This is a genomic window from Rhizobium sp. FKY42 (assembly GCF_005222835.1).
GTDB lineage: Bacteria > Pseudomonadota > Alphaproteobacteria > Rhizobiales > Rhizobiaceae > Neorhizobium.
On the sequence record NZ_STGA01000065.1, the window covers coordinates 1 to 24,547 of the forward strand.

Below are 24,547 nucleotides of genomic sequence, written 5' to 3' on the forward strand. Positions count from 1 at the left end.
GTCGCCGCCGCTGCCGCTGTGGGCATTGGCAATGCCGTCAGCGAGATGTCAAACGCCGACGAAGAGGCCGAGAAAAAGCCAAAGACCGGCGCAATTGATGAGGTCTGCTCAACGTGTCCACCACCGGAAAAAGAGGATAACGAAGAGCAACAAGGTAAAGACGCAAAACGTATGTCGCCAAAAGAGCTGGATAAAGCAGCTAAAAACAACGGTTTCAGAGATGCCCATGAACTCAAGAACGAATACCAGTTAAATTCAAAAAGCGACATTTTTGTAGACAGGGAAGGCAATCTATATGCAGGCCCTCGTAAAGGCGTCGGCACACCGCAAAGGCTAGGAATTAATAAAAATGGCTACGGCTTCTGAACTCTTTGTCAGTCTCTCTATTTTCGAAAATCCGCTTGATCCTCGTGCCATATCCCAACGTCTTGGCATCAGTGCAGATGTGGAGAAAATCAAGGGAGAACGAAATTTAGAACTCGTTCTTCCCCGCAGCAACTTATGGACAATTCAAACAGATAAAAACGACGACGATGTTGAATTACATTGGTCAAAACTCATGAAGCGACTGGCTGGCTGCACCGATGATTTTATTAGCATCGCCAAGCTTGGCGATGCCAAAATAACGGTTGTCATTTATGTAGATGGCCGATTGCCTTCTGTGATTATCCCCGTTTCGATGTCAAAATTTGCATCTGACATCGGGGCGGTCATCGATATAGATTATTATGACTAGCCCGCCTCGGCCCGCTCTTTTCGATTGGGCTGGGGCGGCCGGGTTCTACTGCTCGAAGCCCGTGCCACGGGATTGCTGCCTTTCCTGTTGGCGGATTACTTGGCGAGCTTGCTAAACACAACGCTCAACGACTTCGTGGCGCTCTCGTAAGCGAACTCAATCGCCTCCGGGGGCGCTCGCCCATTTGGTCAATACTGTGAAGGATCTTTCAGACCGCAATATAGGTCTGCGGGTGCTGATCGGTAAGGGCGCTCAGATCGACACCACCACTGCGTCCGGCCGCATGGTGTTCGGCATTTTCGCCACCTTGGCCGGGCTTGCTGCGGCAGGGGTACGGGGTCGCAACGACGGCCGGAAAATTGCCCTTGCCAAAGCGCAAGTGCGCCTCGCCCAGGCGATCATGGCGCAGCGAGATGCTTCCGTTTCCGATCTGTGCGAGGAACTCTGGATCGAGTGCGTCCTCGGCTTAGACCAGATGAGCGATTTGCGGCGTAGCCGCCGCTGGGTTTTCCTTACGATCCACTATGGTCGAAAGGAGAAAATTCATGGAACATATTGTTTATGTCGGTCTTGATGTTCACGCTGACACGATTGCGGTTGCGAGCGCCGACGATGGGCGGAACGGGGAGATCCGGTTCCACGGTGTCATAGAGAATACAGCCGATTCAGTTTTGCGTCTTACTAAGCGGCTGGTTTCGACCGGGGCCAAGCCAATCTTCTGCTACGAGGCAGGGCCATGCGGATACGGCCTGCACCGGCTGCTCACAAAGCTTGGATTTGATTGTGCGGTCGTCTCCCCGGCCATGATCCCACGCCGTGTTGGAGATCGGATCAAGACCGATCGGCGCGACGCCGAGATGCTGGCGCGGCTATGGCGCGCCGGTGAATTGACGCCGATTTGGACGCCGGACGAAGAGCAGGAAGCCATGCGGGATCTGATCCGAACCCGCAAGCAGGCAACGGAAGCGCTGAAGATCGCAAAACAGCAACTTCTAAGTTTCCTGCTTCGCCACGGCCTTCGATATACCCGACCGAGCTATTGGACGAAAATCCATTGGCGTTGGATCAACGAGCTGCGGAAATTCCGCTACCCGCATCAGCAATTGGCCTTCGAGGAATTGAAGCGCGCTATCCACCAGATCGAAGATCGCATTGCAATCTTGGATCAAGCGATCGAAGACGCGATAAAGACTTGGCGGTTTGCGCCTCTGGTTGATGCATTGCGCGCGCTACGAGGTGTGAACACCACAATCGGCGCAACCCTGGCAGCCGAGATCGGCGATATAGGTCGCTTCTCCAATCCTCGTCAGCTCATGGCGTGGCTCGGCTTGGTGCCGAGCGAACATTCCAGCGGCAACACTACACGGCGTGGCCGTATTACCAAGACTGGCAATGCCTTGGCCCGGACCATGTTGGTAGAAGCCAGTTGGTCGTACCGTCATCCGCCGCGAGAGCAGCATCCCTATCTGAAGCGAAGCGCGCATCTGCCTCAAACAATCAAAGACATTGGCTGGAATGCGCAGACCCGGTTGTGCAAACGTTATCGAGACCTTTCGAGAACCGGAAAGCCGCAGCCGCGCGTGCTGACTGCAATTGCTCGGGAGCTGGCCGGCTTCATTTGGGATATCGCGCGGAAAACACCGCTCCCGGCCTGATTACGGCCTATGACTTCTGCCTGTGCAGCATGCTGGAGATGGCGGCCAAAGATCAGGGAACCCTCGACACACGTTGGGATAGAAATCCGTTCTTAGAGAGAGGCAAGCCCGCATCGAATATGGTCAGGCGGTTAAAAATCCGCGGATGAGAGTTTGACAAACATCGGTTCGGACCGGCATCTCCAGCACCGTGCACAGGCTACATGAAATTGACCAACCTCGCGTCAGTGGGGTAGTCTAAACGCGTCCGGAAAACCTAAATCGCTCATGAGAACGTAGGATTTCGCCCCCTCCCGCAAACGACCCCTTCAACAGTGGAACAAGCGGCAGCCGGACATTCATGTTCATGCACATCAGTGCAGTTCCGGAAATCTTGCGTTGAATGAACATCTTGTCAGGTGAGGGCAGGCTCCAGCCCTGGCGATCTGCAATGATCGGGGCCGCACGATCCCGCACATCCGCCAGCGGTCCGCGATCGGAGAAATCCACCATTCCTTCCGGATCTGCGTGGACGTGATCGAGAACACGGCGAATCATCGCCTCCAGTTCCCTGCCATGGCGCTGCATCTGGACGGGCGAGAGATAATCCATGGCCAGTAGCGCATCCCTGACCTCTGAGGTGGTGTTATCAAGTCCAGCCTGCAGAAGTCGCCTGTAATGGCTGGCACTTTCAGGAGGAACGGGACGGGTTGCGCCAAAATCCAGAAGCACGATGCGGCCTGTTTCCGGCTGCCAGCGAAAATTCGCAAAATTCGGATCGGTCTGCATCAGGCCGAATTCGAAGAGTTCCCGCAAGGCCAGTTCCACAATGGCACTGATAGCCTCATTGCGGGTAGTGGGCGGCGCTGTCCTGATCGTCTCTATGGATAAACCCTTGATGTAATCCATGACCAGAATTGTAGGATGGAGAAGTTCATCCACCGGCTCCGGCAGCACGAAACGCGGGTCGTCGGTGAGTAACCTGCGATACTGACGCATCTGCTCCGCCTCGCGCAGGTAATCCGCTTCCTCGTGCAGTTGACGTTTTGCCTCTGCCAGATGCGCCTTGATATCGAGGCCTGCGGGCAGGATGCCGGAGATCCTCAAAAGCGTTGCGACATTATCGATATCCGCGTCGATGCTGGCGGCGATGCCCGGATATTGAACCTTCACTGCAACCTCCCGCCCTGAAACCAACACGGCCTTGTGAACCTGGCCGATGGAGGCAGCCGCGATCGGTGTCATGTCGAACCGGGAGAAATGCCGCTGCCAGTGCGGCCCCCAGGCCGTCGCCAGAACGGATCGCAGTTGGCCCTCCGGCACGAAATGGGCCGCGTCGCGCAATTGTCCCAGAATGGCGGTAAGTTCCGGCGGCAGCACGTCGCCCGGATCAAGCGAAAGCATCTGGCCGAGCTTCATCGCCGCACCGCGCAGTCGCGATAGCTGGTCGGTTACCCGCCGGGCATTAGAGGGCGTGAGAAGCAAATCGCGCAAATGCGGCCGCTCTCCCTGCGCCAACCGGCTCAGGCCTTCCGAGAGAGCGCCCGTGGCGATGCCGCCTGCCAGTTGGCCAAAAGCCGCAAGCCGCCCCAGACGGCTCTGGGGAACCGGTCGATAACGATCTTTCATTGAATGGCCCTACAGTCCTTGATACGCGTTCATAGAACGGTTCAACGACATGAACGGATCTCTTTCAAATACGCCCGATCGGGCCAAGGCCTGCTGTCGCTCGGTAGTATTCCAGCGTCATCAAGGCAAGCGAGGGGCCAATCTCACGCTTCGACAGGCTCACGGACATCATCGAGCAGGAAATGCACAACAACATACGAGGTTGTATAGCGTCGACCACTGTCAGATACGCTCTCGACGCTGCCACCGTCTGACGGATGCCAATTCTTGTAATGCGGGTTTGTCGTAATGAGCGTGATGGCCTTACCGGAAAAACGCCCGTTCGGCCGGTAGCGTGCTTCTGCGAGAGGCCATATTTTCTCAAAATCCTGCTGCGTGATACGAGCCTTCAAAGCCTTTCTGGCCATGGTCTTTTCGGTCGCAGCAGCATCCTGTGCCGCCGGGGGAATGTGAAGTTCAACCTCTTCCGCATCATTCAGCAGATAGGCATATTCGTCTGGCCACATCCGTCTCACGTATCGCTCCTCCCAAAGCTTTCCGTTCGTCACATCAGGAAGTGTAGCGCTTATGGTGAGAGAGGCAATCTCGATATAACACGAAACGAGAAGTTGAGCCCATATGGCGATTGGTCAGGGAAGCTGTTAGACGCACGGCATCCATGAAAACAAGGAAGCTTGCGATGATACAGCCGACGGCCTCGTTCAAAGAAAACCTGCAACTGCTGCCGTCAATTGAAGGCCTTGATCGTATAGACTTGGTCGATCAGGCTGGTGCCATCGTCGCCTCGATCGAAAACCAACCGGGCAAGCAGGGTTCGCTTGCCGTTTATCAGTATCTCCAGCAGTGTTTTGGTGCACTCAACGCCGAAGCTGCGACCCACGGCCTTGATATCTTTGCCGAGCACACTGCCGACGCAAAGAGCCGCCCTGGCGCCCATCCCAATATCGATCGTCTGCTGGAAATTCTGAATGGTGCTCCAACCCTCAGCATCCAACTTGTTGTTCGCGGACATTGAGTTGTGCGGGCTGTGGCACGAGCACTAACCGGATAGCTCTGACGATCATCGACGCTGTAAACCGGCCCGCAGCGCGCTTGTCGGAGCGGTAGACCTCGCCCTCCGACGACACACAGCAAAAAGTCCACCTTTTCTTGAAAGCGGCAGCACAAGTTAATCTAAAAAATTATAATATAAATTGGTTTTAGGGTAATCCCCAAACTCCGCTTTGCCATGAACCTGGAAAACGGACTTGGTTAGAATGAGCCCGACTGTGGTAATCTTCTTCATGGAACGGTCCTTCTTCTTTGTGGCGTTTCAACACGACCACGTTAGGCACTTGATGCCGTTTGAGAAGGGCCGTTCCATCTCGTCAGCTTCGGGCCGACTGGACCAAAAGGGTACAACCGTCATATCAGGTTGCGAAGCGACGGGAATCCACGACTAGGGTCATCCACTTATCCAGATCGGGTTTACGTCCCGTCTGGACGTCGCGGATATGGGAAGAGAACCTTCCGGCCAGAGATGAGCTGAAATCTACAGGAGGCAGGAGATACTCCCGTTCCCTCCATGCAAAGGATGCTACCGGTGCGATATGGGTGGCTGTTCCGGTCAGGAAAATCTCGCTCACTTCGCCATCGAGAACAGCTGTGGCCAGTTGAGCAATGGAGATTTCCTGCTCTTCGACATCAAGACCCCATGATGCTGCCTGTGCCAGCACTGTTTCTCGCGTTACCCCGGCGAGAATACGGCCGTTGAGGGGAGGCGTGAGAAGCTTGCCTGCAGCGGTTCGCACAAAGATATTGGTGATCCCTGCTTCCTCGATGAAGTCGCGGTGAACAGGATCGAGCCAGATCACGTTGTCGAAGCCCAAGGCGCGCGCCTCGTCCAGTGCCAGGATTGTCCGTGCATAGTTACCGGATGTTTTTGCATCGCCGCCGCCAGTGCTTGCGATACGCGCAAATTCTTCCGTCACGCGCAGACGCAATCCGCGGCCATCCGGTCGCTGAAGATCTTCTACCGGGGTCGCGACAATGAAGAACAGATAGGAGGATGATCGACGGACACCAAAGGCTGCCTCGTCGGCGATCATGACAGGACGCAGATACAGAGCGCCCCCTTCTGTGGTGGGTACCAGATGCCGCTCTTGCTGGACCAGATCGTACGCCGCTTGCACGAAGAGGTGCTCCGGCAATTCCGCCATGGCCATGCGCGTTGCTGAAGCACGAAAGCGTGCGGCGTTTCTTTCCACCCGGAACAGGCCAATGGAGCCGTCCACACGAGCGTAGGCCTTCAATCCCTCGTAAATCGACTGACCGTAGTGCAATACAAGCGCGCATGGGTCGAGCATGAAGCTTTGATACGGAACGATTCGGGGAGCCTCCCAACCCTCTCCACTCTTATAGCGGCAGAGGGCCATGTGAGTTGCCATGTACCTTCCGAAGCCGAGCGATCCTGCCGGTACGGTTCGAATGTCGTCTGGTGCCATTGCTATCATGACAGGCTCTCGAGCGGTTCGGCTGCTTGTTTCTGAGGTGCTGATTTCTGGCAGAGCGTCGCCAATAGATCATCGACGAGCAGCTTGGCGTCACTCAGCTGGGTTGAGGCGCGACCGGGCCGAGGCAGGGCGTGTGTATGGAAACGTGGCCCTTCCGTGACATAGCCGATGGCCCAGGCGTTAAGGTTTGGCGAACCGTCGGCCCTGACAAGGCGAAGACGGCGGTCGACGTCGAGCCCATAGGGTTCGTAGTCGCCGTTGCGGAAGGGACGGGCGAAACCGTTGGCGATCAGCTGTCGGGAAAAGCCCCGCATGTCCTGCAACGGCTTGTGACCGCTGACACGCGCAATGATCAGAACATCTGCCTCGACTTGGCTGCTCTCTTGAGGAAAGGCGGTCGCAATCGTGAAGCGGTCATGCTCGCACGCAAGCTCGACACGTGCCCCGGGTCCACCGGCCCAAGCGACGATGCCGGCGTCGATCAGGGCAAGGAGTTCAGCATTGCGGATCAGCGGTGGGCCGAAGGTCACGCGGTTCGTCATCGCGATGAAATTTTCCACGACATGACGATGTGATTGCGGCAGCAGGCCGCCATATTCGATGGCGGCACAAAGACCGGCCCTCAGATCACGGATCGTGTCGGTCGCTGCCTTGAAGGGCGATGAAACATTGCCTTTCAGGGCTTCTGAAAGGTCGCTACGCAGGTGGGCTACGACGCCATGTTGAAAGCCGGCAAGGCTATCAGCTTCGAGAAGATGACGCGCAGACAGAATACGGTCGATTACCCTGTTCTCTTCGTCGGTGGGCAGGAAACCTTGCGGATCAATATCCTTTCCGGTCGTTGCCGAGCGGAAGCCGAAGGCCATCTCCTTGCGCAGAAGCGGCATTATATCTTCTACAAAGTCGAGCCGCGCGTCCCCGGTCTGCCGACGCCGCCGTTCTCGTATATCCCCGACCGCCGACGCGGTCAGAAAGCGTGCCACATGGCCGCCATCAATACCCTTCTGGTTGATGCCGCGGGCATCGTAGGGGAGCGACTGGCGTGAGAAGAGAAGGATCTTCGGCTCTTGTCCTGAAGGGCAGTAGCGCAGGTCGCGAACCTCCCCTTCAAATTTTCCCCCACGTCCAACGGTCAATTCGGCAATAACGTCATAGGCAGTCAGGCCGAGCCCTTGCACTGCCACCACTGCATCTGGCTTGATGTCTGCCAGTTTTTCGGTGGGATAGACTGAGGGAAAATAGGCGAGTTTGGCGTTCCGCTTAGCGCCTCTTTCCACGAAGGCCTCTCTGCGTCGATCCTCTACGCCAGGCATGGTTTCGCAATGGCCCGTCGCGACAATCAAAGCGTTGAATGGAAGGCGTGTACCATCCTCCAGGACCACTGTCTCTGGACAGGTCGTTATGTCTGTTGCCACTTGGCGATGCTGAACAACCTTTAGACGTGCCGGCGCTTCCGCAACGATCTTTCGGAATGAATAGGACAGATATTCCCCGAGCATGGCGCGGGGAAGGTAATCGAGGTCGCCAATCGGTTCCCCCTGATCCGGAGCAGCCTTTTCATATCGAGCACCCACGCGGCGGTAGCCGGCTGCTGTTGCCCATTCGGTGAAAGAGGGGCCAGAGGGCCCCGATTGCGGATCGTCTGGATTGATGGCGGAGAAGCTGGTGACTTGCGATGCCAGGGTATTTGTCAGCAAAAGCTGCGATTGATTTGGTGGATGCGCGCCAGCCCCGGCAACGCCCGGATCAATCAGATGGACGGTGATCGAGGGCAAATCAGCTTGTTGCCTCAGCTTCCAGCACAAGCGTTCGATCACATTGAGCGAGCGCGGGCCGGCTCCAATGATGGCAATGGCAAATCCGCTCATGCGCCTGCCCCCGCGCTTTTGATTGTATGTGTTTCTGCCCCAACACCCGCCATTGTCATCTGCCGGTAGTCGTGGCTGAAGAAGAAGTCGTTCTCCCCGCCAGAGGGGTTGAGATCGTCCAGCCAGTTGGCCGTTTCGGAATATTCCGCAAGGAACGGACGGTTCAGCCATTCCTTCTTGCGCGCCTGCAGGAACGACAGGATGAAGTGATCGCGCCCATCATGGGTAAGCCGTCCCAAGACATGGACCTTGCCAGGGCCCGCACTCATGACTGGACCACGGGCCGTCTTGCAGATGCCCGACACAGCCGCACTAGCCTCCTGGTAGATCGAGAGCGCGCGGGCAAGACCCGTCCCAAAATAGTGGTGCGCGCCTGTATCCCGCTCCATGAACATGTAATAGGGCATCATGCCCAGTTCGACCTGGTCCTTCCACATCCGGCTCCAGACGGAGGCATCGTCATTGATGTGACGCAAGATCGGGCTTTGGGTGCGAAGAAGAGCGCCGGCCTTCCGCAACCTGGAAATCGCCTGATGAACGGGCTCCGGCTCAAGCTCACGCCAATGGTTGACATGCGCCATGATCGCGATGTGTTTGCCAGCGTCGGAAAGACGCGCGATCAGCGCCAGAAGCGCGTCAGCGTCCTTGTCGGTAACGAAGCGGTGAGGGTGGTAGGTAATGGCCTTGGTGCCGATGCGGATGTTTCTGATGTGGGCGAATTCGCTGGAAAGCAGCGGTTCGAGATAGGCTGCGAGCCGCCGTGTGGTCATCACCATGGGATCGCCGCCTGTGATCAGCAGGTCGCTGATGCCGGGGTGCGCGCGAAGATAATCGAGCATTTGCGCACTATCGTCGGCCCCAAACTTATCGACACTCGTTTGCACGAATTGCGGCCAGCGGAAACAGAAGGTGCAGTATGAGTGACAGGTCTGTCCCTGCTTTGCGAAGAACAGGGCGGTTTCCTGATATTTGTGCTGCACGCCTTCAACATTGCGCCCCTCGAAAAGGGGAATGTTGGTCAACTGGTCGGAACTGTGCGGGTTCATACTGTCGCGAATGCGCATGACTTCGGCAGCGACCGCGCTTGCGTCACCGGTTTTGTGCAGACGGTCAAGTCTGGCGAGATCATCGCCCTGCAGCATATCGGGATGGGGGAAAACCAGCCGGAAAATCGGATCTCCTTCGGGATTGTCCCAGTCGATCAGATTGTCCAGAACATAGCTGTTAACCTTGAAAGGGAAGACCAGCGCCGCAAGACGAATGCCCTGCAGAAGCGCCGGATCAAGCTTTGTCAATTGAGGCACATGATCCAGCCTGTGATTGGCATAGTAGGTGATCTTCTCGGCGTCATCGGTCCCATGCAGTGGGATGGCCGTCGCTGCGCCGATCGCGTTACGGGCTGTCGTATCCATGCTCGTCGCCTTTCACTCATTTTCAGAAGGGGGAAGGGGGGCAGGTCCTGCGACCCGGCTTGCTCAGTGATGGAGCGGAATGAGATCCTCTTGCCGCAATCGCTCGGCCACGTATCGGCCAAGGGCAAGGCAACAGGTCATACCGGGTGTTTCGATGCCGAACAGGTTGATCAGTCCGCCCAACCCATGTGCGGAAGGCGTTTCTATCACCCAATCCTGCGGGTCGCCGGGCTTGCCCGTCTTGGCGCGGATGCCCGAATAGGCGGGCATCAGGGAATCCTGCTTCAGGCCGGGCCAGAACGCCCGGATCGAATCGTAGAAGCCTTCGGCTCGCTCCGGCTTAACGTCATAGGAAATGTGTTCCACCATCTCCACATCCGGTCCGAACTTGGCCTGTCCGTCGAGATCCAGTGTCAAATGCACACCCAACCCGATGGGACCTGGCAAAGGATAGATGAGGTGGGAAAAGGGCGCTCCGCCTCTGCAGGTGAAGAAATTGCCGCGAGCGAGATATGTCGCAGGAACGCGCTCTTGAGGGTAGGCGTCTATGTGTTGCGCCACCTTTGGGGCTTCAATACCGGCGCTATTGATCAGAACGCGACAATTGAGCCGGGTGATGCTTCCACCGCTCTCGACCCGGAGCATCCATCCATTCGAGTGCTTATCGACACCGACGAGGCGACTTGCGAAGGAGAAGGTCGCGCCGTGATCCCCCGCTTCAGCCTGAAGCGCATCAAGCAGGGCCATCGCATCAATGACACCGGTCGATGGCGACCAAAGGCCAGCGACTCCACCTAATTCCGGCTCCATGCGGCGCAGCGCATCAGAAGACATCAAGGTTACATCCTCGACACCGCAGGCCAAAGCACGCGCATGCATTGCCTCAAGCTTTGCGCTCTGGCCTTCCTCTGTGGCGACAACGATCTTGCCGAGCCTCCGATGCGGTACGTGGCGTTCTTCGGCAAAGCGGTATAGCTCCTGCTTGCCTTCATGACACAACTCGGCCTTGAGGCTGTTTGCCGGATAGTAGAAGCCCGCGTGAATGACGCCGCTATTGCGGGTCGACTGATGCTGTCCAGGGCTCTTTTCCTGGTCGAGCACCAGCACATCCAGACCGCTGAGTGCGAGTTCGCGTGCGATAGCGACACCAACGACGCCTGCGCCCACGATGACGGTGTCGATGGAATAATCGCTGGTCGGATGCGCCGTCATGCCGTTTTCCTTCCGGTGGCGAATTGTTGACTGATGAGCGACGCCGGATCTACGACGGGGTCCTCATGCAGGCAGGCGATACCTGTCCGGTTGGCGAGCGCGGGAAAGACAGAGGCAAGAAGTGGGTCGTGACCGGGTATGATGTGAGCGAGCGATCCGCCTGAGAGCCGGTTCATTATTTCAAAAGCTTCAAGGGCTTGCGGGAAGCTCTCCAAAATTGGGAAAGGGCTGCGTGTGCGGAAATTCGCATAGAAGTGTGCGGCATCGGATGCCAGAACGACCTGCCCGCGACGCGTATTGACGTTCACCGTCATGCTGCCCGGCGTATGTCCGCCAACCTTGCTGACAGTGATGCCTGGAAAAAGTGTAGCATCGCCGTCGAGCAGGACCACACGCCCCTCAAACAGAGGCACCATAAAGGCTTGAACGTCCTCTCTGTTGTAAATCTTGCTTACGCCGCGATGGAGCATCGACCGGCCAGTGCAAAAGGCGAGTTCATCCGCCTGCACGAAGAAGCGGGCATTGGGAAAGAGTTCAATATTACCCGCGTGGTCCCAGTGCAGATGTGTCATCACCACATCGGTCATCTCAGAGGGAGCAATGCCGATATCCGCGAGATGAGCCTCGACGGAACGATGCATGATGCGCCCCCGCCTTTCAGCTGCCGCGGGGCTGAAGCATGTATCGATGAGAATACGCCTTCCATCCCCTTCAAGCACCCAGAAGAGATAGTCCTGGGGCATGGGCAAATCTGCATCGGCAGGGAAGCTATCGAAGAAAAAATTCGTGCCGACCGTACGCTGCGGGTCGGACGCGACCCGCAGCGAGAGCACCTGGTATACAGGATTGGCCATAGACGTCAGGAAATCCAGTAGCGGGTCAGGTGACGGCCTGGGTCGGCATATTCTCCACGACCATGGATGAGCCGGTGATTATCCCAGACCATCATGCAACCGTCGGGAATGAGAACCGGCGTCAGATTTTGGGCAAACCATGCTTCACCCTGCTCAGCTATGCGCGAGAGCGGCGTGTTCTTGATACGGTCCGCGTTTGCAACGTCCTCTGCATTGGGATTGACATTGCCGTATCGAAACAGATTGTAGCTGAAACGCATGACGGGAGCATCGGCCGCTTCACCGCGGATCTTGGCTCTGAACGAGCGGCGCTCGGTGTCGCCGGGTTTGGCGGCGGCCACGAACTCTACTTCGTTTTCATCAGCCCAGGCGCGCAAGTCCGCGTCTAACGCATGATCGTAGAACTGGACACCGTCTGCCAGCAACGTCTGTCCCTTGCCGCAACGGGCTTGCCGATGGCAGTAAAGCGCGAGGTATTTCGGTGGAGGCTCATAGCCTGGAGCTTCCGTATGAGCGCCGAGGCCGTTCATGCTCTGGCTATAAGGCGCGTCGTCAAAACCCTTCTTATAGGTGACATCAAAGGTGATCTGACCGTTGTATTGCGGCACGAGGCGACCAATGCGGCTGAGTGTGTCAGCCGGGTTCGCATCAATAGCGTCAGGTCTAAGGATAGACCAGCCTCGCGTCCGTAATTCTGGAATAAAATCTTCAAATGAACGTGTTTCGAAGGCTTGATCCGGCTGATTAGACATAAGATTTTCCAGAAGTTTGTTTCGGACGGGCCGACTCCTATCGAGAAAAATATCTTTGATCCAAGATATTCTATTGAAAATTTTTGAATCTATATTCAAAAATATATGATTTTAAGTGTCAATATTTCGCTTTTATTTTCCAAGACGCAAGTCTATGCAGCGTTCACGATATGCGAGCCGGGGGAGGCCATATGAGAAATGACGAGGACCTGACGCTTTGGTATTGGCGGAGCTCCTGCTCGCTGGCTTCCCACATTATTCTGGAGGAGACGGGTATTCCCTATCGCGAGATCGAGGTCGATTTCTCGATAGGCGCGCAGCGGCAACCCGATTATCTATCCGTCAATCCGAAGGGCCGCGTTCCGGCACTGAAGGTAGCGGACGGGATACTGACGGAGACGCCAGCTATTCTGTGTTATTTGCGACCCGCATTTCTCATGGCTTTGGGTCAGGAGGAGCCCAATGCACTGGAGACCGTAAGAGAGCTCGAACTGATGTCCTGGCTATGCTCTACCGTTCATGTGACTTTCGCGCATGTCAGCCGAACGGAGCGCTATGCGACCAACCCTGAGGCCCTTGCCGACGTGAAGCGGAAAGGGATTGAAAGCTGCCGGCCCCTGTGGGAGCAGATTGAGGCTTGCCTCGCGGGCCGAACCTGGATCATGGGCGAAAGATACAGTGTCCTCGATCCCTACCTGCAGGTGTTCTGGAACTGGGGGCGCGGCGAGCGGCTGAATTACGACATGCCAAGCGACTTTCCTCACTGGACGGCCCACGCTCGCCGTCTTCTCGAACGCCCCGCGGCTCGAAGAGTTTACGAACGCACTGGCTTGACCCCGCCGTAGGAGCAAGCGGGGGTTGGTCGTGCCTTCCGATCTCCCACCTGACTGCGAGCCCTGGCGGACAGGGCAGAAGTGTTGGCGGAAATCTCCACGAGCATCCTGAGTTGAGCGTCCTGGACAAGGTGGGGGAGACGGCGTTTGAGGTCGTCATGTTGGCCCTGCAGACAAAGACTTGCACTCTCGGCGTCCCCATCCTTCAAACAGGACTGTAGCTCTAATAGCTGGGCGTGCAGGTGGACTTGCCGTTCGGGATTCTCAAGATCAATCGATCTTATAAGACATGTAAGGTCCAGCTGGCGCTCAACTTCTGGCAGGATCAATATATTGTCGGACATTGCCGCCATGGAGATATAGAAACGGTTGGCTTCGAAAACATCCGAGGGGGTGACGAGCTCCTTTGTTCCACTCCAGGCGTCTGGGAGCGAACAACCACGCAAAGCATGCTGGAGAAGCAGAAAGAGGATTTCAACCCGACACCGGACTTCTTCAACGGACATCGCCTTGGCAAAGTAGCCACGATTGGGTACGCTTTCTATAAGCCCTTCACCGGCAAGGCGGGCAAGAGCCTCGCGCACCGGGGTTGTACTGGCCGAAAAGCGGGCTGCAATTTCCTCGATGTGAAGCTGTTGGAAAGGCCAAAAGCGATAATTGAGGCACATCTCCCGCAGAGAAGGGTACAACTTCGCGCGCTTATCAATAGGATGATTCAAAATCCCGGACACTGCATCCTCTTAAAATTAAATGAGGCCATCTAAAAAATGTAAGGTCAAAAACGTGTTGCCCGCCTGAAAACTATTGTGAGCGACCTCCTGATTGTCGATGGCGCATTTTTATCATCAGCGCGCATCGTAAAAATGACCGGCAATGTCTGCGAGCCGTGTTAAATGGCGTTCTGCGCTGCTCTTTTCGTATGCGAAACTCCCTCAGTCTTTCTGGTCCACCACGGGCCTGAACCATTACCGGCTGGTATTAGCATCAAATAGTCTCCCCATCCTACTTTCAGTGATACCAGATCATTATAGGTGGCAATAGCCGCAGATCGGCTGGCTTCCGCTCTCCCATGGGTCGAGTGGATGTCGCCCTGCACGGCAGGACCACGAGATCATCCTTTATTGAGCGCCGCAATTGCTTTTCTGACGCTCGCCAGTCCCTGACGTGCCCTGTGCGAACTGATCTGAGAGAGAAGGACAATTTCCCGCTGGGGAAGAGGAGGTAAGTCCATTTTCGCTCCGAGTTCCGCCAAACCGTCATGACTTGCGCCGATGCTCAGTGCAGCAACCCCGAAACCGGCGACGACAGCCGAGCGGAGGCTGGCTGCAGATACGCCGATAAACGATTCTCGCCAGGCGATGCCAGCTTCCTCCAGCGCCGTGATTGCCATGGCACGCATGTTGCAGCCGGGTGGATGTGTGGCAAGCGGAATGGGTCCGGATGCGCGGCGGCAGAAACGGGCGTCTCCGAACCAGCCAAAATGGGCAATGCCTATCGTCTCCCCATGACGACGCGTTGCGCTGTGTCTGAGCAGGAAAACGGCGTCCAGATCTCCCTGCTCATAGCGGGCCATCAACCCTTGGGATCCTTCCACAGTCAGGCTGACCAGTAGATCCGGATCCTTGCCAACCAGATCGGCCAGCAATGGAGAGACATCGGACCCGACAAGATGGTGGCTGATACCGATCTTGAGGTGCGGTCGCTGGACAGCAAAGACGGCGGTTGCCTTGTCATGCGCGCTGAGGAAATCACGCGCCGGCTGGAGGAAGGCCTCGCCTGCGGAGGAAAGCTTGATTGCACGCGTCGAACGCTCAATCAGCTTCGCTCCGAGGTGTTCTTCGAGACGGCGCAGGCGGGCGCTGACGGCAGACTGTGTGCTGTTGAGTATATGCGCAGCTTTGGTGAAGCTTTTCTGTTCGCTGACAAGAACGAAAGTTAGAACGGCCTCAGTATCCAAAACAAGCATCGACGTTTATTCCCGAATGGCATCACTGAAATCTATATCGGCTAGTTTTCAAATATCCGGACCCGTTGCAAGAATTAAACACCATGATTGCGAAAGTCGGCTTGCGCCCACGCGTTGCCGCCGGAAAGTTTCCAGTGACCGATATCCTAAAAAATACACCTCTTGACCGAACCAGCGAATATGGAGCGAGCCATAACCTCCATTTGATTATCATCCGTGTGGTTACCGCTGTGACACTCTTTTCCGTGCTCGGGGAGGCAAATGTCTGGCTGGACACCACGACCAACACTGTGCTGGCACTGGGTTACCGTTTCGGGCTGGTCTTATTGCCGCTGACGCTCGTGTTGATGGGTGCGCGGTCGCTCGTGACGGCGCTTGCATTCATGGCTGTCGGCGCTGGCCTTCTTTCGGTGGAAGGTGGTGGCTTGGCCATGTCGCTGGCCGCCGCCTGTCTTTTCTCCTATGGGGCAGCCGTCAGCGGCTATCTCATCAAGAATGTCGCGGCCCAGACCAAGAGGGGCGCTGCAAATAATCGCGTTGCGATGAATGTGGGCTCGCTTGTTGCGGGACTTGTGATCATGATCCCATTCCTGACGCCAGTGACCTTTTTCTGGGGGGTAGCCGCACTCGTTGCGGTATGCGTGTTTATCGCTATTCCCAGGCCGGTTGATACATCCACTATCCACGTCAAGATTTTTCAGGGCCAATCTGCCTCGACGCTTATTGCGTGGATCCTCGTGGGCACGGCCATGGGTATGATGCTGTTTGGCGTATTCTCCGTGCTGCCGCAGACCATCCTGAAATCTGGCCTGAAATCTGGGCCGGCATCTGAAATGGCACTTCCTGGCTGGTATGGCTTGATGATCATCCTCAACAGCCTGGTGGTGGTGATCGCACAGGTACCCAGCCTGAAACTCATCGAGAAGATGGGGCGCTATCGCATGGCAGCCATTTTCAGCTTCGTTTTCATGGGCTTTGCACTTTTGGCCTTCCCTGATCTTTTCTACGTCCATACGCTCGTCGGCGCGATCATCTGGGTATTCCTGGTCTCGATTGCGGAATGTGCCTTCGGTCACATCGATTATTATTCGGTCAAGCAGAAGACCATGTTCATCAAGGAAATCTGTATCGGTCTTGGCGCGGCACTGACGGTTGGGCTGATGCGTTCGGTACCTTTGCCTTACAGTTCCATCCTCGTCGGTGCGGCGGGCGTTTCCTTCACACTTGCCTGGTGGTTGCTGACACGCCGTCAGTTGAGCGCCTTCGATTGAGCTGATTTCATGCAAGTTTTTATCGTCGTTGGGTACAACAACACACGCGTGTCTGATGTGGTCCGTTTGCGCCATTTGGCGAAGGCGCGTCATGGCGCAGGTTTGGTTCTGGTTGCCGAGGCATCAAGCAATCTGGACGGCGAAGCAGCCGATACAGTCATCATAACCTCTCTTGCCGAGACCTTGCTTGATCAAGGTTTTGCATGCGTGACCGCAGAGATCTCAAAGTTGGGTCTGCGTCCCATGGGCGTTTTACCTTTTTCGGACCGTGGCGTTCTATTGGGTGCTCGACTGGCTGAGGCCTACAGCCTTCCGGGATCTTCGCCGACTGAAGCGAAGATCGGCATCGATAAACAGATCTTTCGACAGCTGGATCAAGAGACGGCTCATCCCGCCGGATATCGTCCCGTTGGCTATCAGCGGGTAACGGACCTTCGCACTTTCACGGAAACGACGCGGCAGATGGGAGGCAAGGCCTTCGTGAAACCTGCTCGCGAAGGGGCCAGCCGTGGATGCTGTGTGGTTCATGATCCTGAGGACTGCGCGCAGATCTGGCCCGACATAGCACGCTATGCTGCGGAGGGTATCATCGTTGAAGAGCTTGTCTCCGATGCCCGGGAATACAGCTGGGACTATGTTGACGGCGCTTCCTGGATTACCGAAAAAGAGACGACAAACGACAGCCATCGTGCCGAGATCCAGCAGATCGTGCCTGCGCCGCTTGATATCAGGACGCACGATGCCATAGACGCCGCTGGAAGGCATATGCGGCAAATGTCATCTGTCGGCCATGGTGCCTATCACAATGAAGTCTTTCTGCGCGCTTGCGGCACGACCTCTGCCGTTGAAGTCAACATGCGTCCCGGCGGCATGCACATCTGGGATCTTGCCCGACTTGCATTTTTGGATTTCGATCCCTGGGTGCGTTGGCTGGATTGGTCCTGCGGCCAATCTGTTCCCTCCTCACAGGCGTTGAAGGCAACCCGTTACAGTGGCATCCGAATGCTGCGCGCGCCACGCAACGGTACCGTGCGCACCCTGCCAGCACTAGAAGGCCTGATGCAGGATAGCACAATTCACGACATTGCGTTCTCGGTGCAGCCTGGCGCTTCTGTCAGCACTCGTATTGCGGATAATCATGCCTTCATTGGACATGTAATCGCCAGCAATACCAGCTATGCCGATCTCAAATCGGATCTTCTGCGTTTCGCCGACGCACTGGAACAGGCAATTGAAATAGAATGATCCAGTCTGGATCATCCTGCAGAACGGATCGAGACAGTCGGAGACCAAAATCGTGGATCATATCGATGGTACGGTGAGCAGCTATCAGGCGATGAAGGCCAGCCTGACCAATATCATGCACAAACATCCCAAAGTCTGGGCTGTAGAGAACCTTGACGCCCTGCGGGAAAGCCTTCGGCCTACCCCAGAGGATGTGCTGGGCCTTACGCACGGTTCTTCCCATGCGGATTCCGAATTGTTTGAAGGCATGACGCTGGAATATCAGTGGATTCGCTGTGGGGAAGGTATGGATATGCACAGCCATTCATGGTGGCACTTGTTTTTCCTCATCTCTGGTCAGGTTACCATTTCATTCGAAGACGGCAGCGAGCGGCTTTTGTGCCCCGGCGATGTTGCCTTCGTGCCGCCAGGGGCACCGCACGGTTTCCGCAACAGCGACATCGCGATTGATGCGGTCATGTATAGTCTGACCAACAAGGCCGCATTGGCCCGGATCGGTCAACTTGGCGCTGCCTCAACCGTCACCGTGGAGTGACTGTGGTCCTGCCAAAGACAAGTAGAAACAATCAATGACAGACGCGATCTATATTACTGTGAAACCCTTGAACCCAAAGGAAGCGGCGGCGGAGAGAGTAAGACTGTCTACCCAATAGACCCGTAATATCCAATAACTTCCCGATCGGTAAGGATAGCGTTGATCTGGGAAAAATCTTCCTGTACGGTAAGCCATCTCAGGAGATGTTCGATGTTCAGGTCTGCACGCGATTTCGGCGCCGCCATTCGGGAAAAACGCAAGGTGCTGGGTTGGACCCAGACCGAACTTGCCGTTCGGTCTGGCACGGGTGAGCGTTTCATCGTCGAGCTTGAGTCCGGCAAGCCGAGCTGCCAGCTTGAAAAGTCCCTGATCGTGGCGCGCACTGTCGGCATTGAGATCGGCGATCTGAGGACGGCCCAAGCCGCACCGGCTTCACCTGACGATGACCTGAGCTTTCTGCCGACCTTCGGTGACGGTCGATGACGACGATCTTCTACGAAGCTTTGCCCGTCGCCCACCTGACCTTCGACAGCGAGTGGCGACTGGACTATGAGCCGAGTTGGGAAGCGCGCCGGTCTGCCTTCCCGGTATCGCTCACCATGCCGCTCCTTTCGGGCCCTGTCGCTGCAGACAGGCTGCTGCCCTGGCTCGCCAACCTGCTCCCGGAAACGCATCTCGCAGAAATCGGCCAGCGGCTGAAGGTGTCTCCCCAGGACATCGTCGGCCTGCTCGAACACATCGGGCGGGACACCGCCGGCGCATTGTCGATTGGGGCGCCACGTAAGCCGGGTATTCATCTCCAGCCCGTGCCGGATGCGGGGGCACTGGAGCGCATCCTGGACGAGCTTCCGTCAAAGCCCTTCCTGGTTGGCGAGCGCGGCGTCTCCATGTCTCTCGCGGGCGTGCAAGAGAAGCTGCCGGTCTTCGTGGATAAGGGGGGCGTCATCTCCATTCCCGTCGATGGAACACCCTCGACCCATATTCTGAAGCCGGATTCAAAACGGCTTGCGGGCAGTGTCGAAAACGAAGCCTTCTGCCTTGCCCTCGCGCGCGCCTGCAGGCTGGAGGCCGCAGAAGCCACGATCGGTATCGCAGGTAACCGGCGCTATCTGCTGGTGAAACGCTATGACCGTTTTACCGATCCACAAGGCGAAATGCGCAGGCTTCATCAGGAAGATCTTTGCCAACTGACAGGCCATTTCCCATCGCAGAAATATGAGCGTTCCTCAACAGGGCGCGGCGTGACCCTGAAAATGATGTTCGACGCCGTCAGCGATCTCATTTCACCTTCCGCACGTTTGACGCTTCTTGATGCAGTGATCTTCAACGTGCTGATCTGCAATTCGGATTCGCATGCAAAGAACTATTCCGTTCTGATCGGTGCTGGCGGGTCCGCGAAGATGGCACCGCTTTATGACCTGATGTGTGCAGCCGTTTATCGCCAGGTAGACCAAAGTTTACCGCAGGGGATAGCTGGCCGGTTCAGTGCTCCGGATCTACGGCGAGTGGATTGGCAGGCACTGGCTGACGAGGTTGGATTGAGCGGTGCATCGACGCTGAGGCGCGTCGAGGAGCTTTCCGAGCGTGTCAGCGCCGCATGCGATCACGTGGCACCGCAAATCGAGGCTTTGGCTGGAGATCCGGCGCGGGTGCTGGAGAAGATTGTCCACGCCATCCAAAAGCGGTGTCGTAGAATTGGGGTGCAATCTTGCGGGTGAGGAGGGGGTGTTCTTGGCGCGCCGACACACCTGTGCTTGCCAGCGTCCTTTGAGCTTCCGGCACGCTGGCCTTGGCTCAGAAGCTCAGCTGAGATAGTGATTGGGAAAGGCAACATTGAAGTTCCATGGCAGCAAAGACCACTCTCAACGCAAAGAACCTTGAAGCCCTCGGCGCACAACGGCTCGCCGAGCTGCTCATCGAAATCAGCACCGGCAGCGCTGCGCACAAGCGCCGACTGCGCATGGAGCTTGCCGGAAATCAAAGTAGTGCCGAGGTCGCTCGAGAAGTCCGCAAACGGCTGTCCAGCATCGCACGCGCCAAAACCTTCATTGACTGGCGCAAGGTCAAGGCCACCAAGACGGATCTGGAAACCCAGCGTAAGATCATCGTCGAGACGATCGCTCCTCACGATCCGGCTGAGGCTTTCGAGCTGATTTGGCAGTTCCTGGCGATCGCGGATCCTCTCTTTGGGCGCTCCGACGACGGCAGCGGCTCGTTGATCGAGAGTTTCCATCAAGCTGGCACAGACGCCGGGATCATTGCCAAGTCTGCGAGACTGGACGTGAATGTTCTGGCTGAGAAGGTATTTAAAGCGTTGCAGGACAACGGCTACGGTCAGTTTGATGGACTGATCACTGCTATGGCTCCTGCTCTTGGCGACGTGGGGTTGGAACGTCTGAAGGCACTCTTTGTCGCTTGGTCCAGGGAAGCTAAGGAGAAGCTGGCAGAAAAGGATCGGCGCGTTATTGGCTGGAGCAGTGCGGGCGCGATCTACGAGGATGAAATCTACGGCAACCATAAGGATCTCACAATCCGGATCGCGCTGCAGGAAATCGCCGACGCCCAGGGTGATGTAGACGCATATATCGCTCAGCAGCCGGAAAAAACGCGCAGCGTTCCTCTGGTCGCAGCGGACATAGCCAACCGCCTGATCTCAGCGGGACGGGCCAAAGAGGCGCTCGAAGCGCTCGACAGGGTAGAGACCAAAGGGCGGGAAGACGTTCCATTCGAGTGGCAGCTGGCACGCACCGAGGCATTGGAAGCGCTGGAGCGCAGCGATGAGGCCCAGGCATTCCGGTGGGCGTGCTTTGAGCAATCGCTGGATGACGAGCATCTTCGCGCCTACGTTCGCCGCCTACCCGACTTCGATGACATCGAAGCGGAGGAGCGGGGTTTCGCCGTCGCTCAGGCATTTACAGATGCCAATCGGGCCCTCTACTTTTTCCTGCGTTGGCCTTCACCGGCGGAGGCAGCCAAACTGGTAGCGAAGCGTGCCAGTGAGTTGGACGGTGATCTCTACGAGCTGATGACACCGGCTGCTGAGGTGCTTTCGACAAAGCATCCACTCGCCGCAACCACTGTGCTGCGCTCCATGATCGACTTCACCCTCGAGAGCGGCCGATCAAGCAGATACAAGCACGCGGCACGACACCTGGCTGAATGCCGGTCTCTGGCGGCACGAATAGAGGATTTTGGCGACATCCTGTCGCATGAGACCTATGTCGTGAACCTCAAACACGCACATGGGCGGAAATCAGGGTTCTGGAGCCTAATTCATTGATTGCGCTTATATCTTCCAGCGCCCCTGCGTTTCCGGATTGTTGCCATATGTGACCTCCCATGGATATGAAGATCACGCGTAGGATGCCCTTGGAGGGGAGCCAAGGACTATGCCGGGACGACCCTCGCTTGGCACGGAGCGGCGGCAGCAGAGACATTATTCCATCGCGCTGATCAGGTCACTATCATTTCGGGCATCCACGACCTTGATATTGTTCTCGCGGAACAGATCCACCGCTTCTCGGAAGGCTCGCTCACGTTTCAAAGATTCGTCAGGCCCTTCGACGGCAACGACCACATCAGGTGGGAGCTTATCCCTCAGGCGATTGATCGTGAACAGCCATTTGTTACCATGATCGAGAATACGTGTCGGATCGTCTTGGCCGAGATAGATCGGCTTCAAAACCTTGAGAGGCTTACCCTCGACTATTTCCACAAACGGAAACTTCGCCGAGTATAGCCCGTCCGAAAAAGCTAGAGGTTTAAAATTACGGCCAATGTCCCGCAGTTTTAGAACCCCACGGACATGCTTTTCAAGCAATCCTTCACGATAAACGGAGCTGGCAAAACTCCGCCTAACATAATACCCGAACAATTCTTCGAGCTTCCGCTTGGGATTGTCTGTCATCGCAAAACGGACGTCACTAAAGCGGATGATCCCTTCGCGGTCCTTCGTTAGGGCCTGGAAGAGATGCTCGGCGTTGTCGCTCAGCTCAAACTCAAAACGACTTTGCCCGCTACCCGTATGACCGGCGAGATCCCTAATACGCTTTAGCTCTGTGGAGTAGCTCTTTAGGACGCCGCGAACTGTCACCCCTTCAACGGTGTCAAAAAAGCTCGTCACCCTGCTCAGACGCGTAGTCTCAAGCCGAAAATCCAGATAGCTCATACGCGGTGCGACGAGCACGATACCAATGTTGGCGAATTCTTCCGTTTCAACGTGCGGCTGGAAACGGATAATCGCATAGCTCACAGCATGCTTTTTCATGTTCGTTCCCAAAACGCTGGCACTCTATGTCGCTTCAGTGTGTCCTCGACACGGCCGAGAGACAAGTTAATTTCGACCGTGCAAGCGTCGTCTACATAGTGCCACCGCTCTGGGATGTCACCAAGGATCTGGGGCAATTCCATCAAGGCCTGTTCAAACCTTGAATTATAGCGATCCTGAAGATCCGTTTGGTCGCATATCTCGGAGAGTGAGCTACGAAATATATGGCTTTGGAGTTGTGAATGAAGGGTTACCTCTTCATCAAAGGCCAAATTGTGATCGATAACAACAAGGCGGTGCTCTGTCTCCGACCAAAGGAGATTGGGATTACCGCCGGCGTCGGTTAGCGTCCGGTCACCATTTTGTATCCACCAATCGAAAGCAGCGATGTCGTGCTTCAACTCTGCCGGAGCCTGAAGAATATTGACGAAGGACATTTCGTTAGCGTTCTCGACGTTTTCAGAGCCGAAAAGGAGTCCGTAACCCAGATCTCGCAAGGGTCCATCGCGACCTGCTTCATACAACTCTCGTGGAACCGTCACGATGCAAAAGCGTGGAACAGGCAAACCAAGGTGTAGTGCAATTTGACCAGCAACCCACTCTTTTATCAGTGAGTCGTAACCCGCCCCTTTGCCCTTAACAAAATACAGTTTTCCATCTGAACCACGACAAATGTAGGGCTCGGTTGCCCCCTGCTCAGAACGCCTCAGCACTTCATCGATTTCGATTGGCATCGGTCCCCACGCACGCCACAAAGCAGCATGCGTTTAGAGCACATAGTAAAAAAAAGTCCAAGAGTAAGGGCGTGCCTTGAGTGTGGCCCATGCCAATTTTAGCAATCGTCTCAAAGGTAAAGAGACACCAAATCGTTGAGGGCAAGCGCTGGTAACCCAAGGGTCCATGATGGCGGAGAGGGTGGGATTCGAACCCACGATACGGTTGCCCGTATGCCGCATTTCGAGTGCGGTGCTTTCGACCACTCAGCCACCTCTCCGGGTAATCTGGTCGGCGCGATTTGCGCGCGCCGTCTGATAGCAACGAACCGAGGGGCTGGCAAGGGCGCAAAGCATCCGATTTCTCAAAACCTTCCCATACCATAAGAGGCGGATGACCTCATTTATCGCGCCAGTTAATGGGTGGATGGCAAATTTCCACAATATGGGTGCTTGGTACGGGCTCTGTTGCAAATATTCTTGATGGTTGCGAGGAGTCTTTCGTATGCATCCGTCACGCGGTTTTGGCGTCGAGATTCTGTGCGAGGAGGGCCACAGCTTCGGTGAGTGCACTGGGCCCAATCCCGAAGGCTCGTTCAACGATCCGTGCTTCTCCACGAATGTCGCCAGTCAGGTTGAAAATGGCTGCCTGACCCTTGCTCAAAGCCCGCATGACCTCGAAACCTTTGATCGTCGCATAGGCCGTTTTCAACGTCTTGAACCCTCGAACGGGCTTGATCAGTTGTTTCAACTTGCCATGATCCGCCTCGACGACGTTGTTCAAATACTTGACCTGTCGGTGCACAAGCTCCTTTGGACACTTGCCATCAGCCTTCAGTTCCGAAATCGCGATCCTGTAGGTCGGTGCCTTGTCGGTGTTGATGACTGTGGGCTTTTCCCAATCCTTCAAGCCATTCAGTGCCTTGCCGAGAAATCGCTTGGCTGCTTTGGCATTGCGCGTCGGCGACAGATAGAAATCAATCGTGTTGCCGAACTTGTCGACGGCCCGGTACAGATATGTCCATTTGCCGCGAACCTTCACATAGGTCTCATCGACACGCCAACTCGTCGATTGCGGTCGCCGCCAATGCCAACGCAATCGTTTCTCGATTTCCGGTGCGTATTTCT

At 56.1% G+C, this 24,547-nt stretch carries 24 protein-coding genes, 1 tRNA gene and 1 pseudogene; 13 read left to right on the forward strand and 13 right to left on the reverse strand.

What is annotated here, in order from left to right; genetic code table 11:
* The 4 genes and pseudogenes from E8M78_RS20850 to E8M78_RS20865 all read left to right on the forward strand — a co-directional run.
* Positions 1–366, forward strand: a 366-nt coding sequence (locus E8M78_RS20850; RefSeq protein ID WP_205910276.1) for a polymorphic toxin type 33 domain-containing protein, incomplete at its 5' end; no start/stop codon positions are given.
* A complete protein-coding gene (locus E8M78_RS20855) occupies positions 350–736 on the forward strand; it encodes a DUF4279 domain-containing protein (protein WP_137136883.1) in 387 nt (128 codons plus the stop codon). The genes E8M78_RS20850 and E8M78_RS20855, both read left to right, overlap by 17 nt.
* Before the next feature lie 175 nt (positions 737–911).
* Positions 912–1,196, forward strand: a pseudogene (locus tag E8M78_RS20860) (recombinase family protein); the annotation flags it as partial.
* Positions 1,197–1,281: 85 nt separating this feature from the next.
* Positions 1,282–2,391, forward strand: coding sequence for an IS110 family transposase (locus E8M78_RS20865; protein ID WP_137136884.1), 1,110 nt, complete (start codon positions 1,282–1,284; stop codon positions 2,389–2,391).
* 237 nt (positions 2,392–2,628) lie between these two features.
* On the opposite strand, the gene E8M78_RS20870 is transcribed toward E8M78_RS20865, so the two are convergent.
* Together E8M78_RS20870 and E8M78_RS20875 are read right to left on the reverse strand one after the other, a co-directional pair.
* Positions 2,629–3,999, reverse strand: coding sequence for an AarF/ABC1/UbiB kinase family protein (locus E8M78_RS20870; protein ID WP_137136885.1), 1,371 nt, complete (start codon positions 3,997–3,999; stop codon positions 2,629–2,631).
* Between the two features lie 143 nt (positions 4,000–4,142).
* Positions 4,143–4,505: a hypothetical protein gene (locus E8M78_RS20875; protein WP_137136960.1), complete on the reverse strand. Its 363-nt coding sequence runs from the start codon at positions 4,503–4,505 to the stop codon at positions 4,143–4,145.
* Between the two features lie 173 nt (positions 4,506–4,678).
* Here E8M78_RS20875 and E8M78_RS20880 point away from each other — a divergent pair, with 173 nt between their 5' ends.
* A complete protein-coding gene (locus tag E8M78_RS20880; protein ID WP_137136886.1) occupies positions 4,679–5,014 on the forward strand; it encodes a DUF2322 family protein in 336 nt (111 codons plus the stop codon).
* Positions 5,015–5,408: 394 nt separating this feature from the next.
* On the opposite strand, the gene E8M78_RS20885 is transcribed toward E8M78_RS20880, so the two are convergent.
* The 6 genes from E8M78_RS20885 to E8M78_RS20905 all read right to left on the reverse strand — a co-directional run bounded on the left by E8M78_RS20885 (position 5,409) and on the right by E8M78_RS20905 (position 12,589).
* Complete coding sequence (locus E8M78_RS20885; protein ID WP_137136887.1) at positions 5,409–6,491, reverse strand: branched-chain amino acid aminotransferase; 1,083 nt, start codon at positions 6,489–6,491, stop codon at positions 5,409–5,411.
* Positions 6,488–8,359 carry an FAD/NAD(P)-binding protein gene (locus tag E8M78_RS20890; RefSeq protein WP_170973499.1) on the reverse strand — a complete coding sequence of 624 codons (1,872 nt, stop codon included), beginning with the start codon at positions 8,357–8,359 and terminating at the stop codon, positions 6,488–6,490. Before E8M78_RS20890 ends, E8M78_RS20885 begins: the two co-directional genes overlap by 4 nt.
* A complete protein-coding gene (locus tag E8M78_RS23465; RefSeq protein WP_170973500.1) occupies positions 8,356–9,771 on the reverse strand; it encodes a lysine 2,3-aminomutase in 1,416 nt (471 codons plus the stop codon). The genes E8M78_RS20890 and E8M78_RS23465 overlap by 4 nt, the downstream gene beginning before the upstream one ends.
* 63 nt (positions 9,772–9,834) lie before the next feature.
* Complete coding sequence (locus E8M78_RS20895) at positions 9,835–10,983, reverse strand: NAD(P)/FAD-dependent oxidoreductase (RefSeq protein ID WP_137136889.1); 1,149 nt, start codon at positions 10,981–10,983, stop codon at positions 9,835–9,837.
* Positions 10,980–11,837, reverse strand: coding sequence for an N-acyl homoserine lactonase family protein (locus E8M78_RS20900; RefSeq protein ID WP_137136890.1), 858 nt, complete (start codon positions 11,835–11,837; stop codon positions 10,980–10,982). Before E8M78_RS20900 ends, E8M78_RS20895 begins: the two co-directional genes overlap by 4 nt.
* Before the next feature lie 5 nt (positions 11,838–11,842).
* A complete protein-coding gene (locus E8M78_RS20905) occupies positions 11,843–12,589 on the reverse strand; it encodes a TauD/TfdA family dioxygenase (protein ID WP_137136891.1) in 747 nt (248 codons plus the stop codon).
* Positions 12,590–12,780: 191 nt separating this feature from the next.
* Here E8M78_RS20905 and E8M78_RS20910 point away from each other — a divergent pair, with 191 nt between their 5' ends.
* Together E8M78_RS20910 and E8M78_RS23965 are read left to right on the forward strand one after the other, a co-directional pair.
* On the forward strand, positions 12,781–13,434 hold the full coding sequence (locus E8M78_RS20910; RefSeq protein WP_137136892.1) for a glutathione S-transferase family protein: 654 nt from the start codon (positions 12,781–12,783) through the stop codon (positions 13,432–13,434).
* 230 nt (positions 13,435–13,664) lie between these two features.
* Entirely contained in the window at positions 13,665–14,186 is a 522-nt protein-coding gene (locus E8M78_RS23965; RefSeq protein ID WP_246658421.1) for a hypothetical protein, read from the forward strand.
* A 347-nt stretch (positions 14,187–14,533) separates the two neighbouring features.
* On the opposite strand, the gene E8M78_RS20920 is transcribed toward E8M78_RS23965, so the two are convergent.
* A complete protein-coding gene (locus tag E8M78_RS20920; protein ID WP_137136894.1) occupies positions 14,534–15,388 on the reverse strand; it encodes a LysR family transcriptional regulator in 855 nt (284 codons plus the stop codon).
* 230 nt (positions 15,389–15,618) lie between these two features.
* Between E8M78_RS20920 and E8M78_RS20925 the strand changes: the two genes are divergently transcribed.
* The 6 genes from E8M78_RS20925 (at position 15,619) to E8M78_RS20950 (ending at position 21,719) form a co-directional block, all read left to right on the forward strand.
* Complete coding sequence (locus E8M78_RS20925; RefSeq protein ID WP_205910277.1) at positions 15,619–16,659, forward strand: hypothetical protein; 1,041 nt, start codon at positions 15,619–15,621, stop codon at positions 16,657–16,659.
* A 9-nt stretch (positions 16,660–16,668) separates the two neighbouring features.
* A complete protein-coding gene (locus E8M78_RS20930; RefSeq protein WP_137136895.1) occupies positions 16,669–17,904 on the forward strand; it encodes an ATP-grasp domain-containing protein in 1,236 nt (411 codons plus the stop codon).
* A 52-nt stretch (positions 17,905–17,956) separates the two neighbouring features.
* Positions 17,957–18,439: a cupin domain-containing protein gene (locus tag E8M78_RS20935; RefSeq protein WP_137136896.1), complete on the forward strand. Its 483-nt coding sequence runs from the start codon at positions 17,957–17,959 to the stop codon at positions 18,437–18,439.
* Positions 18,440–18,649: 210 nt separating this feature from the next.
* Positions 18,650–18,922, forward strand: coding sequence for a helix-turn-helix domain-containing protein (locus E8M78_RS20940; RefSeq protein ID WP_137136897.1), 273 nt, complete (start codon positions 18,650–18,652; stop codon positions 18,920–18,922).
* On the forward strand, positions 18,919–20,157 hold the full coding sequence (locus E8M78_RS20945) for a type II toxin-antitoxin system HipA family toxin (RefSeq protein ID WP_137136898.1): 1,239 nt from the start codon (positions 18,919–18,921) through the stop codon (positions 20,155–20,157). Before E8M78_RS20940 ends, E8M78_RS20945 begins: the two co-directional genes overlap by 4 nt.
* A gap of 125 nt (positions 20,158–20,282) precedes the next feature.
* On the forward strand, positions 20,283–21,719 hold the full coding sequence (locus E8M78_RS20950; protein ID WP_137136899.1) for a DUF6880 family protein: 1,437 nt from the start codon (positions 20,283–20,285) through the stop codon (positions 21,717–21,719).
* Between the two features lie 156 nt (positions 21,720–21,875).
* On the opposite strand, the gene E8M78_RS20955 is transcribed toward E8M78_RS20950, so the two are convergent.
* From E8M78_RS20955 to E8M78_RS20970, 4 genes are all read right to left on the reverse strand, one after another.
* Positions 21,876–22,706, reverse strand: coding sequence for a DUF3037 domain-containing protein (locus E8M78_RS20955; protein ID WP_137136900.1), 831 nt, complete (start codon positions 22,704–22,706; stop codon positions 21,876–21,878).
* The gene (locus E8M78_RS20960) at positions 22,703–23,440 is read right to left on the reverse strand and encodes a HipA family kinase (protein WP_137136901.1); all 738 of its coding nucleotides are present in this window, start codon (positions 23,438–23,440) and stop codon (positions 22,703–22,705) included. Before E8M78_RS20960 ends, E8M78_RS20955 begins: the two co-directional genes overlap by 4 nt.
* A gap of 170 nt (positions 23,441–23,610) precedes the next feature.
* Positions 23,611–23,700: transfer RNA gene (locus E8M78_RS20965), tRNA-Ser, on the reverse strand.
* Positions 23,701–23,933: 233 nt separating this feature from the next.
* Positions 23,934–24,547, reverse strand: a 614-nt coding sequence (locus tag E8M78_RS20970) for an IS6 family transposase (RefSeq protein WP_246658422.1), incomplete at its 5' end; no start/stop codon positions are given.